A 16,081-nucleotide genomic window follows, 5' to 3' on the forward strand; every position below is an offset into this window, starting at 1 on the left:
ACCCCAGGAAAGAGGGCTCCATGATCCGCAGCAAACTGCCGAACGTCGGCACGACCATCTTCACCACCATGTCGCAACTGGCAGTCCAGACCGGTGCGCTGAACCTTTCCCAAGGCTTCCCTGACTTCAACGGCCCGCAGGCGCTGCTCGATGCCGTTGGCCGGCACGTGGCCGCCGGCCACAACCAGTACGCGCCGATGACTGGTCTGCCAGCTTTGCGCCAGCAGGTAGCAGCCAAGGTTGCCCGGCTGTACGGAGTAAAGGTCGATGCTGATCACGAGGTGACCATCACCCCCGGCGCCACCGAGGCGATCTTCTGTGCTATCCAGGCGGTGATCCAGGCCGGTGACGAAGTGATCGTGTTCGACCCTGCCTACGACAGCTACGAACCTTCTGTGGAGCTGGCTGGCGGACGTTGCGTGCACGTCCAGCTTAGCGATGGCGATTTTCGTATCGACTGGCAGAAGTTCAGCGACGCACTGACCCCGCGCACGCGGATGGTCATCCTCAACTCACCGCACAACCCGAGCGGCGCGCTGATCAGCCGCGAAGACCTCGACCAGCTGGCCCAGCTGATTGCCGAACGCGACATCTACCTGGTCAGCGATGAGGTGTATGAGCACCTGGTCTACGATGGCGTACGCCATGCCAGTGTCCTGGCCAACGAGCAGCTCTACGCGCGCGCGTTCGTCATAAGCTCGTTCGGCAAGACCTACCATGTCACCGGTTGGAAGACCGGCTACGTGATCGCCCCACCAGCATTGAGCGCCGAGCTGCGCAAGGTCCATCAATACGTAAACTTCTGCGGGGTAACGCCGCTGCAGTGCGCGCTGGCTGACTTCATGGCCGAGCACCCTGAGCACATCGATGAGCTGCCGGGCTTCTACCAAGCCAAACGCGACGTGTTCTGCGACCTGTTGCAGGGCTCGCGTTTCAGCTTTACCCGCACCCCCGGCACCTACTTCCAGCTGGTGGACTATTCGCAGATCCGCCCGGACCTGAACGACGTCGACATGGCTCTGTGGCTGACCCGTGAGCACGGCGTTGCGACCATTCCGGTGTCGGTGTTCTACCAGCGACCTATCCCCGAGCAACGCCTGGTGCGCCTGTGCTTTGCCAAACGTGAGGAGACGCTGCGACAGGCGGCGGAGAAACTATGCGCGATCTGACTGCATTGCCCAATCTGAACATCGCCCTGGTGCAGACCAGCCTGGCCTGGCACGACCGCGAAGCCAACTATGCACATTTCGAGGTGTTGCTGGAGCAGGCGCGTGGCGCCGACCTGGTGATCCTGCCGGAGATGTTCACCACGGGTTTTTCCATGGAATCCGAGGCCCTGGCTGAGCCTGAACACGGCCCGACCTATAAGTGGCTCAAGGCCCAAGCGAAGAAAATCGAGGCGGTGATCACCGGCAGTGTGATCATCCAGGCTGCCGATGGCAGCCACCGCAACCGACTGTTGTGGGCGCGCCCGGATGGCGAGATCTTGCATTACGACAAGCGCCATCTGTTCCGTATGGCGGGGGAGCACAAGCACTACACCCCGGGTGAACGTCAGGTGCAGTTCGAGCTCAAGGGCTGGAGGATTCGCCCGCTGATCTGCTACGACCTACGCTTCCCGGTGTGGAGCCGCGATGCCCAGGATACCGACCTGTTGCTGTACACCGCGAACTGGCCGGCAGCGCGGCGCCAGCATTGGAACCGATTGTTGCCGGCGCGCGGGATCGAGAACCTGTGCTATGTGGCGGCGGTGAACCGGGTAGGCACCGATGGCAAGGGCTTTGCCTATTCCGGGGACAGCCAGGTGCTCGACTTCCAGGGTGAGAGCCTGATGAACGCCGGGGAGGCGGATGGGGTGTTTCCCGTGGTCCTGCGCGCGGCGGATCTGGCGGCCTATCGCACGCGTTTTCCGGCGAACCTGGATGCCGATACCTTCGAATTGCATTGATTGAACGTATGTTTCGACAGTGCCGGCACTATCACGGGCATGCCGGAGCGGCGAACCGCCGCTCCGGCACGACCTGCTCGACCGTGGGAGCGGGCTTGTCCCGCGATAGGGCCAGAGGGCGCTACCTCATACCTTGATCAATACACATCCCGCCGATACCGCCCATCCTCCACCAGCCGCTGCACCGCCTCATCGCCCAGAATGCCCTTGAGCGCCGCATCCACCCCCGCAGCCATCCCCTGCAAACTGCCGCAGACATACACACAAGCGCCGTCAGCCAACCACTGGCGCAGCGCTTGAGCCTGCTGCAGCAACACATCCTGGACATAGACTTTTTCTGCCTGATCCCGCGAAAATGCCAGGTCCAGCCGTTGCAGATCGCCGCTGTCCAGCCAGCCTTGTAGCTCATCGCCACAGAGCAGATCCTGAGCTCGATTGCGCTCACCAAACAGCAGCCAGTTACGCTGTTCGCCCTCACTGATCCGCGCCTTGAGCAAGCTGCGCAGGCCCGCCAAGCCGGTGCCGTTACCAATCAGGATCAGCGGCGCCGGTCCTTCAGGGAGATGGAAGCCACTGTTACGGCGCAGACGCAGACTGACGCTGCCCTGCACCGGCAGGTACTCGGTCAGCCAACCCGAACCCAGCCCAAGATTGCCATCGGCATGGCGCTCCTGGCGCACGATCAGCTCCAGCACGCCATCGCTGGCAATCGAGGCAATCGAGTATTCACGGCTGCCGATGGGTACCAAGGCATCGATCAGCGCCTGTGCATGCAGGCCCACCAGGTGTTCGCGGCTGACCGGCAGTTGCCGGCTGGCAAGCGCCTGAGCGAGGGTCTCGCTCAGGCCATCGCGCTGCACCCGCGTTTCGCAGTCCAGCCCCAAGCCGCTGAGGAAGGCCTCGACCCGTGGCTGGCCGTTGCGCGGCAGGATTTCTACCAGGTCACCGGCTTGCCAGCTGGCCGGGGCCTCAGGTTGCAGGCCAATCAGATAGACCGGTAGGCCTTGGCTGCCCGGGTTGAGCAGCTGGCGACGGACCAGCGTCCAGTTAGCGAAGCTCGGCGGCTGCCAGGCGCTGACCGGCTGCGCACCGGTCAATTGCCCCAGCGCTTGCTGCCATTGCTGCAAGGCGGCCTGATCGGCGTTGTCGACTTCGATTGGGCTGAAGGCGCTGCTGGCGCCACGCTCGCCTAGCCAGGCTTGCAGCCGCCGGGCGAAGCCGCAGAAGTGCGGGTACTGGCGATCGCCGAGGGCGAGCAGGGCGTAGTCGAGGTGCTCCAGTGGCCAGGCTTGGCCGAGCACTTTGCGTTCGAAGGCGCGGGCGCTGTCGGGCGCCTCGCCATCGCCGAAGGTGCTGACCACGAACAAGGCCCGGCGCGCCTGGCGCAGGTCTTGTTCGCCCAACTCACCCAAGGCACGTACTTGCACGGACAAGCCGGCGGCCTGCAATTGGCCTGCGCTCTGCCAGGCCAATTGCTCGGCAAAGCCGCTCTGGCTGGCAAAGCTGATCAACCAGCTGTCAGCCGCGTTCGAAGCGTTGTCGACAGTGCCACGGGCAGCACGGACCTGGCGCTTCTTGCGGCGGCGGTCCAGGTACAGCAGCCAGCCGGTGACGAAGAACAGCGGCATGCTCAGGCTGGCGAGGGTGACGATGATGCGCCCCGGCAAGCCGAAGTAGCTGCCCACGTGCAAGGCATACACGCTTTGCAGCAACTGTGCCTTGAACGACTTGTCGGCGTAGCGCTCCAAGCGCTTGATCTGGCCAGTGGCGGGGTCAAGGGTAATGGTGTTCAAGGCGCGCTCATGCGCGGCGTTTTCGAGCAGGTAGAACAGCGTCGCTGGCTGGCCACCGGCTGGCGGCAGGCGCAGGTTGTAGGTGGTCAGGCCTGGGCCGGCGGCATTCTTGAGGTTGCTCCAGATGGCATCGTAGTCGACTACCAGGGGAGGTGCGTTGTGGTCGACTTTCTGCGGGCCATGGCGGCCACGGCCTTCGCCGCGCTTGTGTGGCTCGCCGGTAGCGGGGGCGTCGGCCAGCAGTTTGTTCAGGCCGTCGCGATACCACTCGTAGGACCAGAACAAGCCCGTCAGGGCGAACAGCAGGTAGAACAGCAGGCACCAAGTGCCAGCGACGGCGTGCAGGTCCCAGTTGAAGGCGCGACCTTTCTTGGCCCAGTCGAGGGTCAGCCAGGTCCGCCAATTTAGTGCCTTGCGCGGCCAGCGCAGGTACAGGCCGGAAAGGCAGAAGAAAATCAGCAGTAGGGTACAGGCACCGGTAATCTGCCGACCGGTGTCGCCAATGGTCAGGAACCTGTGCAGGTTGAGCATCAGGTTGAAGAAGTCCTGTCCGGCAACTTCACCTTTGAGCTCGCCGGTGTAAGGATCGGCATAGTGCAGTTCACCGCGGCGTTGGCCGGGCGGCGGGGTAAAGAAGACCCGCGCGGCGTTGCCTTCGCGAGTATCGACCCACAGCATCGACACTTTGTCGCCCTGCGCGGCCTCGACCCGGCGCACCAGCTCGGCGGGCGGTAATACGCCTTCTTGGCGTACCTGAACCTTGAGCACCTCGGCGTTGAATAGGCGCAGCAGTTCTTCCTGGAACGACCAGATGGCACCGGTGGTGCCCATCAGTGCCAGCACCAGGCCAGCGGTGATGCCAAAGAACCAGTGCAATTGGAACAGCGACTTCTTCACCACATCGATCACCTTGTCTTGCCGCTCAAGTCCGCACGGCGTGCATTATGCCTTGCTACGCAAAAGCCCCGCTCACTGCAATGAACGGGGCTTGGGCTTACTTCATTATCAGAAGTGCACGCTGGTGGTCAGCAACGCCGTACGACCGGCAGCCTGGTTGGCATAGTGCGCACCGTAGGCTTTGTCGTAGTAGACCTCGTTGGTGAGGTTCTGCACGTTCAGTTGCAGGTCGATGTTCTTGGTCAGCTTGTAGCTGGCCATCGCGTCATAGCGCCAGTAGGAATCGACCATCACGCTGTTGGTGGTGTTGCCGAACACGTCATCGACATAGAAGGCGCCACCGCCGATGGTCAGCTTGGGCGTGAGGCTGTAGGTGGTCCACAGGGTCAGGCTGTTGTTCGGCGTGTTGGGCAACTGATTACCGTCGTTGTAGCCGTCGATAATCGCCGTGCCGACTTTTTGCGCGCCGCCATCGACCAGCTTGGCGTCCATGTAGGTGTAGCCAGCGAACACTTGCCAGTCGTTGGTGAGTTTACCGGTGGCGCTCAGCTCCAGACCGTCGACGCGGGTTTTACCGACGTTCTGGTAGGTGTCGGCATCAACCAGCACCCGCGCGTTGTCTTTTTCGGTGCGGAAGATCGCCGCGGTCAGCGACAGACGCTCTTGCAGCAAGTCCCACTTGGTGCCGATTTCGTAGTTGGTGGTCTCTTCGGCCTTCAGCTCGCTGCTGGTGGTGGCGGTCAGCAGTGGGTTGCCGTCCGAGCCTTCGCCGAGCGAGGCGCCCGCCGGGGTGGCGGAGGTGGCGTAGGACACATAGACGCTGCCGTTCTCGGCTGGCTTCCAGGTCAGGCCGAGTTGGCCCGTGACGAACTCGCTGGTGTCTTCGGTCTTGAAGTAGGTCAGCTTGCCCTTGGTCAGCGCACGGCTCTTGACCTTGGTGTCGAAGTGGTCGTAACGCAGGCCCATGGTCAGCAGCCACTCTGGCGTCAGCTCCAGGGTATCGGTCAGGTACAGCGCACGGGTGTTGCCGGTGGTGTCGGCGCCCAGGTCGTTGCGCGCCACACTGCCATCCCAAGGCTCATTGGGATTGGGATTGGGGAACGAGGTGCAGACACCGGAAATCTGCCCGGTGGCAGTGGAGCACTGGCCCGACGCGAAGCCGGTGACGTCATAACCGGTCTTGACCGAAGCCTCGCGGCTGAACTCGATACCGGTGGAGAAGGTGTTCTTGAAGCCGCCGATGTAGACCTCACCAAACAGATCGGTCTGGTTGGTGGTGGTGCGGGTATTGGCCACGCGGTTGTTCGGGCGACGCCAGACTTCACCGTTGAGGATGTTGCCCTTGCTGTCATCCGGCTGGCTGTAGATGTAGTCCTGCAGGGTGTTGCCATGGCGCAGGGTGTTCTTGAGGGTCAGCGTGTCGCTCAGGTCGTGCTCGATGGCAATGGTGGCGATGTCGGCGCGGGTCTTGTAGAAGTCGCGGTCGACCAGGCCGTAGTAGTTGCTGCTGTGACCGCCGCCATGGGTTGGCTTGTCGGGGTTGGCCGAGGTGCGAGTGGCCGAGCTGCCGGAGCGCAGGCTGTAAGGCACGCCCGAGTCGGGCAAGTCGTCGCTTTCGACGTGGTAGTAATCCAGGTTCAGGCGGGTGTCGGTGCCCAGCCCGAATACCAGCGAAGGGGCTACCCCCCAACGGTCGTAGTTGACCTCGTCGCGACCGGCCACATTGCTTTCGTGACTCATCAGGTTCAGGCGAAACGCGGCGCTGTCGAGGAACTGATAGTTGCCATCGAAGGTGTAGCGTTTGGTCTGGTCCGAACCCCAGGTGAAGGCGCCTTCGGTCGAGTTGCCCAGGTGGGCGCGCTTGCTTACCAGGTTGATGGTGCCGCCAGCCGCGCCGCGTCCGCCAATCGCCGAGTTGGGGCCTTTGGCGACTTCTACCGATTCTACGGCGAAGATCTCGCGGGTCTGCGAGCCGGTGTCGCGCACGCCATCGAGATACATCGAGCTCTGGCTGTCGAAGCCGCGAATGAACGGCCGGTCACCCGAAGGGTTGCCGCCTTCGCCAGCGCCCATGGTGATCCCCGGTACGGTGCGCAAGGCGTCTTGCAGGTTCAGGGCATTGGTGTCTTTGATGACCTGTTGCGGGACCACGGTGACTGAGCGTGGGATGTCCACCAACGGTGCGGTGTACTTCTGCGAGGAGACTTTGTCTGCCTTGTAGTCGGTATTGGCTTGCTCGACCTTGCCGTTGATGCTGGTCGCATCCAGGGTGACGGCATGGCTGCCGGCAGGGTCGGCGGCATAGGCGGAGGTAGCGCTGATGGCAACGCCGATGGCGCAAGTCAGCAGACGTGGTGAGCTCACAGCAGATGGCACAGGACGCATTGTGATGGGCCTTCCCCAAGGTATGAAGGCCGCGGATGGTAGTGTAAGCAAATGTAAGTAACAATTGAGAAGCGTTTCCATTCGCTACAAATTTACAATCTTTACAATTTATCCTTACGGATTTTCCGGTCTCGTACGTCATGTCCGGCAAACGGGGCTTGTGGCGAGTAAAAGGGAATCAATATCATTGCTGCCCCTCCAGCCTACGGTGCCGCCACCATGTTGCTTCACATCCCTGGCCTTTTCGAAGCTGATGAGCTGTCGCGTATTCGTGAAGCGCTGGCGCAGGCCGATTGGGCGGACGGCAAGATCACCGCGGGATACCAGTCGGCCAAGGCCAAGCACAATCTGCAGCTGCCTGAGGCGCACCCTTTGACCAAGGAAATCGGCGCGGCCTTAATCGAACGTCTTTGGCGCAATTCGCAGTTCATGTCAGCGGCGTTGCCGCACAAGGTATTTCCCCCGCTGATCAACTGTTACCGCGAGGGGGACAATTTCGGCTTGCACATCGATAATGCTCTGCGTCAGCCGCAAGGCAGTGCCGAGCGAATCCGCACCGACCTGTCCTCGACCTTGTTCCTCAGCGACCCCGACAGCTACGACGGTGGTGAGTTGGTGATCCACGACACCTACGGTGTGCAGCAGATCAAACTGGCAGCCGGTGACCTGGTGCTGTACCCCGGCACCAGTCTGCACAAGGTCAACCCGGTTACCCGGGGGCAGCGCCTGGCGGCGTTTTTCTGGACTCAGAGCCTGGTGCGCGAAGATAGCCAGCGGGCATTGTTGTTCGAGATGGACAACGCCATTCGCCAGCTGACCGCCGACGTGCCCGAGCATCCCTCACTTCTGCAACTGACCGGCACTTATCACAACCTGCTGCGACGCTGGGCGGAGGTTTGAGCATGACCTACCAGCTGCGGCGCGAAGACGTGGTGGATGTGGCGGGCCTGCAAGCAATGCTCGTGCATAGCCCTAGCCAAGCCGCCCAGGCGATTCTGGCCGCGGCGGGGCAGGGCGTGGTTGAAGCGCAATTGCTGCTCGGTCAGATTCTGCTCGATGGGCGCGGTATCGAACGTGATGTCCCGCTTGCCCGGCAGTGGTTCGCGATTGCTGCGCAAGCTGGCAGCACCATGGCGCACAACATGCTCGGGCGCTGCCTGGAGCATGGTTGGGGCGGCGAGGTTGATTTGCCGCGCGCGGCGCTGGCATATCAGGCTGCGGCCTACGCTGGCCTGGACTGGGGGATGTACAACCTGGGTAATCTGCTCGCGACCGGACGCGGTGTCGAGCAGGACCAGGCGTTGGCCTTGGCGTGCTACGAAAAGGCGGCTCACCTGGGCCATGCCAAGTCGATGAACCTGCTGGGTCGTTACCTGGAACAGGGCATTGCCACACCTGCCAGCCCCGCGCGCGCCCTGCGTTGGTATCGGCGCTCGGCCGAGGCGGGAGATTTTCGCGGGATGTTCAGCCTGGCGATGGTGCTGGTCGAACGCGGCGATGTACTGGCGGCGGCGCCATGGCTTGAGCGAGCACGCGCGCAGGGCAATATGAAGTTTCTGCGCACAGCCTTGCAGAGTTTGCAGGGGGCTGGTGCGTTGCTCGCCACCGATGCCTTGGCCTATGCCGATGAGATCCGGCGCCGAGAGTCTGCCGGGGAAAACCTACAGTCTTAAAGAGGCCAGGGACAATAGCCATGCTGTGATGACTCATCCAACGGAGTTGCACCATGGCCAAGTCCTATATCACTGAGAAGTCCTTCATCGCTCGCCTGAATGTAGTGAACACCCAGTACCCGGGGCCGGTCGGGCGCTGGGAATACAGCCCAGGTTACAACGGTAATACCTTCTGGCACTCCAGCGAGTGGCTGACCACATCGCGCCAGGATCGAGAGCCGCTAACCCTGTGGTTCGGCGCAGTGCAGCAGGCTGGCGGCGAGGATGCGTATGAGATCCGTCTGTGGACCGGTAACAACGCCCATCCGCTGTTCAACCGCCGGGTAGATGTCAGTACCAATGGATACCTGGGTCTCTATGAGCACAAAGCTACTGCGGGTCCGCTGTGGCGCCTGCAACAAGTAGGTGGATCGCAAGTTCGTATTACTACGCTGGCTGACAAAGCGATTGGTATTTACTGGGACAGGGCTGCCTGGAGCACCGGACGTATGGCCAGCTATCTCTGTGTTGACGTGGAGCCGGCTGCAGTATTTGAAGTCGAGATTATCCGGATGGGCGTCGATGCGCCTCTGTAAGTTGTGACAGATGCGTCGGCGATGTAACGAGATCGCTCGCTGCGCGGTAAGCACACACCGAACTGTTCGGTGTGTGCTTTTTTTGTTTTGCAGTAAGTTACGAATAGCAGATTTGGTAACTGTCTCGGCGCGTCTTATTCAGCGCGCGGCGCAGTAGGGAAATTGTTCAGGATTAAATGCCTTATTCCTTCGTCTCATGCTTGAGCTCACTTCTCGTCCCCCACGATCATTGCCTGAGTTGGTTTCTACGAGAAGTGCGATTACCAGTTCAGGGTCAGGAGCATTGTCATGTCGGATAACAACCTTGTTCGCTCGTTTGTCGCAGTGCTATACCAGGTGGGTGAAGAGGTTCGCCCGGTCAAGGTTATCACCAGGAATGACCATTGGCTGCCGGGATATAATGGTCGACTGGTAACGGAGGGTGGAACGCATGCGTTTCAAGTCAATACCCTGGAATTTAGTTTTCAGGTGATCAGCCCATATCTGGAGAAGATGCGGACTTATATTACCTGTGCGACTGATTTCGCGGGTTTTAAAGACGACATACTTCTTTATGACGAACGTGATTATCCCTACCTCGCTTCAGACTTCTGGGAAAAGCCTGAGGACTTTGGTAAAAGCGCCCAATGGGATTTGATCTATACCGGCGAGGTGAGGGAATATGAAGGCGAACCCCGTGCAGTATTCAAACTGTGGAGTGTAGCCCAGGCTAAGTTTGTCAGGCTTGTTCATTACTCGCCCTTTACGTACTTGCAGTTAACGGCGAGTGAAAACGCCTCGCACTTTATGTTCAAGGCTATCAAAGACGTAAAGTATCGCTAAGGTAGCAATGAGTGGCCTTGCAGTTTCCTTCAGCCTCGGTTTGAGGAACGCACGGTCCGGTAACTGCCTGGGCGCGGGTCTTCACCCGCGCCCAGGTTCGTTTCAGAGGTAGTAGGCCTTCAGCGGCGGGAATCCATTGAATTCCACAGCGCTGTAGCTGGTGGTGTAGGCACCGGTCGACAGCCAGTACATGCGATCACCAATGGCCAGGTTCAGCGGCAGGCCATACTTGTAGTGCTCATACATGATGTCGGCGCTATCGCAGGTCGGGCCGGCGATGACCACTTCTTCCATCTCGCCCTTCTTCTCGGTCCAGATCGGGAACTTGATCGACTCGTCCATGGTTTCGATCAGGCCTGAGAATTTGCCCACATCGGTGTATACCCAGCGCTCGACGGCGGTGCGCGATTTACGCGCAACCAGCACCACTTCGCTGACCAGGATGCCGGCGTTGGCGATCAGCGAACGGCCCGGCTCGAGGATGATTTCCGGCAGGTCGTCACCGAAGTCTTCCTTGAGGAAGCGGATGATCTCTTCGGCGTAGGTTTCCAGGCTGTTGGTACGGGTGATGTAGTTGGCCGGGAAGCCGCCACCCATGTTGATCAGCTTGAGGACGATGCCGTCTTCTTCCTTCAAGCGCTCGAAGATCACTTTGACCTTGGCGATGGCGGCGTCCCACACGCTGATGTCGCGCTGCTGGGAGCCGACGTGGAAGGAGATGCCGTATGGCACCAGGCCCAGGTCGCGGGCGAGGATCAGCAGGTCCATGGCCATGTCGGTCTGGCAGCCGAATTTGCGCGACAGCGGCCAGTCGGCAGTGGTCGAACCCTCGGTGAGGATACGCACGTAAACCTTCGAACCCGGGGCGGCCTTGGCGATGTTGCGCAGGTCGGCTTCGGAATCGGTGGCGAACAGGCGCACGCCCTTCTCGAAGAAGTAGCGGATGTCCTTGGATTTCTTGATGGTGTTGCCGTAGCTGATGCGATCGGCGCTGACACCCTGGCCCATGACCTTGTCCAGCTCGTAGATCGAGGCGATGTCGAAGTTCGAGCCCTTGTCTTTGAGCAGGTCGATGATCTCCACGGCTGGGTTGGCCTTGACCGCGTAGTAGACCTTGGCGAACTCGAAACCGGCGCGCAGGTCGTCATAGGCCTGGCTGATCATCTGGGTGTCGATGAGTACGAACGGGGTTTCTTGCTTGTCGGCGAACGCCTTCATTTTCTGGAAGGTGTCGCGTGCGAAATAGTCTTCGACTTGGATCGACATGCTCAGGGACTCCATGGGCAAACTGAAAAAGAAAGTGGCTGCAAACTGAACGCCCTCCGTATCCCCACTTTGGTTCGCCTACTTCCCAAGGCATGTCGCCGAAAGCAAAAAGGTCAACCGTGCCCAGGTAGGGAGCTGCGGATGACCTTGCTGTCTCGTCGTCAGTACTTGAGCCGGATGGATCGTTTCCAGCATGGACGTTCGGCGCGCACTTTAGGGCGTGAACCCGGCAAGATCAACAGGCAATCCCGACGTGTTCGTCGTGGATCGACGAGCAGTCACTTGAATAACCGACTCGTATGACCGGCAGATGTTCCCTGAGGGCTTTGCAGCGTTAAATATTGTGGAATAGCGCGGTGGCTCGTTCGCAGGCGAGCCCGCTCCCACCGGGCTCGCGGTGATCTGCCAATGTGCCCATGGCAGGGGAATGGAAGAGTGGGCTTAGCCACCAAAAGAGCCAGCCGGTCTCTCGGCGATCTCCGCTTGATCAGGTGTAGGCAAGGGCCAAGTGTTCATATTTATGGCCACATAAAGCACGCGGCTTTAGCGATGAAATTCCCCATAAATTTTTTGTTACCGAGGCCTCGGGTAGACGCTTGGTCGGCCTGGCTAAACGTCGATTGCCGGCTTTGATGAGAAACATTACTATTCGCGACCTCATCTTGCCTCCCTGACGACCTAGATCGTGTCTGGACATAAAGGCTTTCTCGACCATTACCATGAGCTGATCGGCACCTGGACGCGCAAGCTGCGCAATCGCCAGCAGGCCGAAGATCTCACCCATGACGCCTTTGTGCGGGTTCTTGAAAACCCGCGCGAGCAGGTCGAGCAGCCGCGCGCCTATTTGCACCAGACCGCGCGCAACATTGCCGTGGACGGCTTTCGCCGCGAGGATCGCCGCCAGGCCATGGCGCATGAAGTGTTCGACGACGGCGTCGCTGCCAGCGGCGACCCCGAGGCCTACGTGCATGCCTTGGAGCTGGCCGCCAGCGTCGAGCGTGCGTTGGCTGAACTGCCGCTCAATTGCCGGCAAGTATTCATCTGGCAGAAAATCGAGGGGCTGAGCCAGGCGGAGATTGCCGAGCGCATGGGTTTGACCAAGAACATGGTCGAAAAGTATATGATCCGCACGCTCCGACATCTGCGTGAGCACCTGGATGTGTCGACCAGATGAGTCAAGAGGCCCTTTCGATGAAACAGCACGGCGCTGATCCCGTAGCCGAGCAGGCGGCGCAATGGTTCGCCCGCGTGCAAGATGCGCAGCACGATGCTGGCCTGCAGGCGCAACTGCGCCAGTGGCTCGAGGCTGATCCGCGTCACCGTGCCGAGTACCAGTTGCTTGGTCAGTTGTGGCTGGCCGCTGACCTGATTCCCGGTCAACGCCTGGAGGCCCTGTGCCAGCCCGACCCGGTTCGCCAGCTGCCGCGGCGGCGCTTGGTGCGCCAGGCGTTGGCTGCCAGCTTGGCGGTGGTGGCGCTGGGACTGGGCTGGAGCGGCTGGCACTACCAACGGCTCAATACCCACGAGCATTACCAGACCGCATTGGGTGAGCGACGCCAGCTCGAGCTGCCGGATGGTTCGCGCTTGGAGCTCAATGGCGGCACGCATTTGAAGGTCGAGTTCAGCCCAGCTGAGCGCCACGTGGTACTGGACGCTGGTGAGGCCATGTTCACCGTAGCTCATGACACTGCCCGACCGTTCGTGGTGCAGACCAGCCAAGGCCGCGTCACCGTCACCGGCACCCGCTTCGACGTACGCCTGGATCCACAGCGCACAAGGGTCGCGGTGGAGCAGGGCTCGGTGCGCGTGCAGGGTACAGGCCAGTCACTGGCCCAGCTGACGGCCGGCCAAGGTTCGCACATCGATGCCCAGGGTTCGGTCGCCGCGCCTTATGCGATCGATGCTGGCGCACTGACCGCCTGGCGCCAAGGCAAGCTGGTGTTCGACAACGCTACCTTGGCGCAAGTGGTTAGCGAGGTGTCCCGATATCGCGCCCAGCCGCTGCGGGTAACCCCTGGCAAAGTGGCCAATCTGCGTCTTTCCAGTACCTTCAGCATTGATGATCCAGACGCCCTGCTGCGCGCCTTGCCGAGTATATTGCCGGTGGCCATCAAGACCCATGACGATGGCTCCAGTGAAATAATCGCGAAATAGATTCAGGTTTTTTTTCACTCGTTCGTCTTCCCCGCCAGCTGTAACTGCCAAGCATTTACATTTGCGTGCAGTTGGCGTTTGTCCCGACATTCAGGATCATTCGACGACGTGAAAAACAATAAGCCCAAGCTTCGCTCTCTGGCCTTGGCCCTGGCGGTCAGTGCCGCCTCTGCCCACACCTATGCCGAACAGGCGCCTGCTGCCATCCAGATCCAAGCCCAGCCGCTGTCTTCGGCCCTGGCCCAGCTGGGCCAGCAGACCAACCTGCAGTTGTTCTTCAGCCCGGAGCTGGTAGCTGGCAAGCAGGCCCCCGCCGTGTCCGGCAGCCTGGCGCCCGAGCAGGCGTTGCAACAATTGCTGCAGGGCAGTGGCCTGACCTACGAGATTTCCCAGGACACCGTTGTGGTCAAACCGGCGCAGAGCGCGGGCACCCTGACCACCGGCAGCCTGGAGCTGGCGCCTACTGATGTGAAGGTGGTCGGCGACTGGCTGGGCGATGCGCAGCAAAGCGTTGTGCAGAACCACCCCGGCGCGCGCACCGTGGTACGCCGTGAAGCGATGGTCGAAGAGGGCGCGATGAACGTGCGCGATGTACTGCGCGGCATCCCCGGGGTGCAGGTGCAGGATTCCAACGGCACGGGCGGCAGCGACTTGTCGCTGAACGTCGGCGTGCGCGGCCTGACCTCGCGCCTGTCGCCGCGCTCGACCGTGTTGATCGACGGCATCCCCGCAGCCTTCGCCCCCTATGGTCAGCCGCAGCTGTCGATGGCGCCGATTTCCTCGGGCAACCTCGACAGCATTGACGTGGTGCGCGGTGCAGGCTCGGTGCGCTACGGCCCGCAGAACGTCGGCGGGGTGATCAACTTCGTTACCCGGGCAATCCCCCAGAAGGCCAGTGCCGAGTTGTCCACCACCCTGGAAACCTCCCGCCATGGCGGCTGGAAACACACCGAATCGGCGTTCGCCGGGGGCACCGCCGACAACGGCATGGGGGTGGCCTTGTTGTACACCGGGGTCAACGGCAATGGCTATCGCAGCAGCAACAACGGCAACGATATCGACGACGTCATCCTCAAGACCCATTGGGCGCCGACCGACAGCGACGAGTTCTGGCTCAACTTTCACTACTACGACGGCCGCGCCGATATGCCCGGTGGTTTGACCCAGGCGCAGTTCGACAGTGACCCGTACCAGTCGGTGCGGGACTACGACTATTTTGCAGGTCGGCGCAAAGATGTCTCCTTCAAATGGCAGCGGCAGATCGATGACGCCACCCAGTTCGAAGTGCTGACCTACTACACCGACAGCTTCCGCGGCAGCGCCATCGCTTCGCGTGACCAGAAAACCTTGTCGTCGTATCCGCGTAACTACCACACCTTCGCGATCGAGCCGCGCGTGTCGCGGATCTTCTTCGCCGGCCCAACGACCCAGGAAGTCAGCGTCGGTTATCGCTACCTAAAAGAAGCCATGCGTGAGCAGTCGACCCGTCTGGAACTGATCGACAATGTGCCGACCCCAACGCCTACCTCCGATGGCCATGTGTTCCAGGACCGTAGCGGTGGTACCGAGGCCAGCGCCTACTACATCGACGACAAGATCGATGTGGGCAACTGGACCATCACCCCTGGCATCCGCTTCGAGCACATCAACACCGACTGGCGTGATCGCCCGGTGCTCGGCGCCAACGGCAAACCGGTGCCAGAGAAGAATCGCAGTATTACCAGTAACGAGCCGCTGCCGGCATTGAGCGTGATGTACCACCTCTCCGATGCGTGGAAAGTGTTCGCCAACTACGAGACCTCGTTCGGCAGCCTGCAGTACTTCCAGCTCGGCCAGGGTGGCACTGGTAACAGCACCGCCAATGGACTGGAACCCGAGAAGGCCAAGACCTACGAAATCGGTACGCGCTATGACAACGGCAACTTTGCCGGTGAGCTGACCGCGTTCTACATCGACTTCGACGATGAGCTGCAGTACATCAGCAATGACGTGGGTTGGACCAACCTCGGCGCGACCAAGCACCAGGGTATCGAGGCCTCGCTGCGCTATGACCTGGCCGGGCTTGATCCACGCCTGGAAGGCCTGTCGGCCAATGCTGGCTTCACCTATACCCGCGCCACGTATGAAGGCGAGATTCCCGGATTCAAGGGGCGCGACTTGCCGTTCTACTCGCGCCAGGTGGCTACTGCCGGACTGCGTTACCAGGTCAATCGCTGGACCTGGAATCTGGACGCTTTCGCCCAATCCAAGCAGCGTGCGCCGGGCACCGGCATCAACAACGACGGTAGCTTCAATGGCGACTACATCACCGAGCCGAGTGCCGATGGACAGTATGGTGACATTCCTGGCTACGTAACCTGGCATGCCCGCGGTGGTTATGACTTTGGGCCGCAGATGTCCAATTTGAAGTTGGCAGCCGGGGTCAAGAACCTGTTCGACAAGCAGTACTACACCCGCTCCAGCGACAACAACTCGGGGTTGTACCTGGGCGAGCCGCGCACATTCTATGTGCAGGCTAGCGTCGGGTTCTGACCTAGGCGGCGCTCTTTTCGCGGGCAAGTCGCAGCG

Annotated in this window: 12 protein-coding genes; 9 read left to right on the forward strand and 3 right to left on the reverse strand. The window is 61.0% G+C overall.

Features of this window, described 5'->3' with window-relative positions; genetic code table 11:
• The first annotated feature begins 20 nt into the window (after window positions 1–20).
• Both ACI2JX_RS15335 and ACI2JX_RS15340 read left to right on the forward strand, forming a co-directional pair.
• Window positions 21–1,169 carry a pyridoxal phosphate-dependent aminotransferase gene (locus ACI2JX_RS15335; RefSeq protein WP_404690407.1) on the forward strand — a complete coding sequence of 383 codons (1,149 nt, stop codon included), beginning with the start codon at window positions 21–23 and terminating at the stop codon, window positions 1,167–1,169.
• Complete coding sequence (locus ACI2JX_RS15340; protein ID WP_186554076.1) at window positions 1,157–1,948, forward strand: amidohydrolase; 792 nt, start codon at window positions 1,157–1,159, stop codon at window positions 1,946–1,948. Before ACI2JX_RS15335 ends, ACI2JX_RS15340 begins: the two co-directional genes overlap by 13 nt.
• Before the next feature lie 137 nt (window positions 1,949–2,085).
• Here ACI2JX_RS15340 and ACI2JX_RS15345 read toward each other — a convergent pair whose 3' ends face one another.
• Complete coding sequence (locus tag ACI2JX_RS15345; protein WP_404690443.1) at window positions 2,086–4,641, reverse strand: PepSY domain-containing protein; 2,556 nt, start codon at window positions 4,639–4,641, stop codon at window positions 2,086–2,088.
• A 105-nt stretch (window positions 4,642–4,746) separates the two neighbouring features.
• Entirely contained in the window at window positions 4,747–7,023 is a 2,277-nt protein-coding gene (locus ACI2JX_RS15350; protein ID WP_404690408.1) for a TonB-dependent receptor, read from the reverse strand.
• 219 nt (window positions 7,024–7,242) lie between these two features.
• Here ACI2JX_RS15350 and ACI2JX_RS15355 point away from each other — a divergent pair, with 219 nt between their 5' ends.
• From ACI2JX_RS15355 to ACI2JX_RS15370, 4 genes are all read left to right on the forward strand, one after another.
• The gene (locus ACI2JX_RS15355) at window positions 7,243–7,923 is read left to right on the forward strand and encodes a Fe2+-dependent dioxygenase (protein WP_404690409.1); all 681 of its coding nucleotides are present in this window, start codon (window positions 7,243–7,245) and stop codon (window positions 7,921–7,923) included.
• Window positions 7,924–7,925: 2 nt separating this feature from the next.
• Window positions 7,926–8,696: a tetratricopeptide repeat protein gene (locus tag ACI2JX_RS15360; RefSeq protein WP_404690410.1), complete on the forward strand. Its 771-nt coding sequence runs from the start codon at window positions 7,926–7,928 to the stop codon at window positions 8,694–8,696.
• A gap of 53 nt (window positions 8,697–8,749) precedes the next feature.
• Window positions 8,750–9,271 (forward strand): hypothetical protein, encoded by a 522-nt coding sequence (locus ACI2JX_RS15365; protein WP_404690411.1) that lies wholly within the window; start codon window positions 8,750–8,752, stop codon window positions 9,269–9,271.
• 288 nt (window positions 9,272–9,559) lie between these two features.
• Window positions 9,560–10,093: a hypothetical protein gene (locus ACI2JX_RS15370; RefSeq protein WP_404690412.1), complete on the forward strand. Its 534-nt coding sequence runs from the start codon at window positions 9,560–9,562 to the stop codon at window positions 10,091–10,093.
• 102 nt (window positions 10,094–10,195) lie between these two features.
• Here the strand turns inward: ACI2JX_RS15370 and ACI2JX_RS15375 are convergent, their stop codons facing one another.
• On the reverse strand, window positions 10,196–11,359 hold the full coding sequence (locus tag ACI2JX_RS15375; RefSeq protein ID WP_186554069.1) for a type III PLP-dependent enzyme: 1,164 nt from the start codon (window positions 11,357–11,359) through the stop codon (window positions 10,196–10,198).
• Between the two features lie 685 nt (window positions 11,360–12,044).
• On the opposite strand from ACI2JX_RS15375, the gene ACI2JX_RS15380 reads away from it, so the two are divergent.
• The 3 genes from ACI2JX_RS15380 (at window position 12,045) to ACI2JX_RS15390 (ending at window position 16,045) form a co-directional block, all read left to right on the forward strand.
• On the forward strand, window positions 12,045–12,533 hold the full coding sequence (locus ACI2JX_RS15380; RefSeq protein ID WP_264234827.1) for a sigma-70 family RNA polymerase sigma factor: 489 nt from the start codon (window positions 12,045–12,047) through the stop codon (window positions 12,531–12,533).
• Between the two features lie 17 nt (window positions 12,534–12,550).
• Window positions 12,551–13,513 (forward strand): FecR family protein, encoded by a 963-nt coding sequence (locus ACI2JX_RS15385; RefSeq protein WP_404690413.1) that lies wholly within the window; start codon window positions 12,551–12,553, stop codon window positions 13,511–13,513.
• A gap of 108 nt (window positions 13,514–13,621) precedes the next feature.
• A complete protein-coding gene (locus ACI2JX_RS15390; RefSeq protein ID WP_404690414.1) occupies window positions 13,622–16,045 on the forward strand; it encodes a TonB-dependent siderophore receptor in 2,424 nt (807 codons plus the stop codon).
• Window positions 16,046–16,081: the final 36 nt, after the last annotated feature.

This window comes from Pseudomonas sp. NPDC088890, from assembly GCF_044900155.1.
Classification (GTDB): Bacteria; Pseudomonadota; Gammaproteobacteria; order Pseudomonadales; family Pseudomonadaceae; genus Aquipseudomonas; species Aquipseudomonas urmiensis.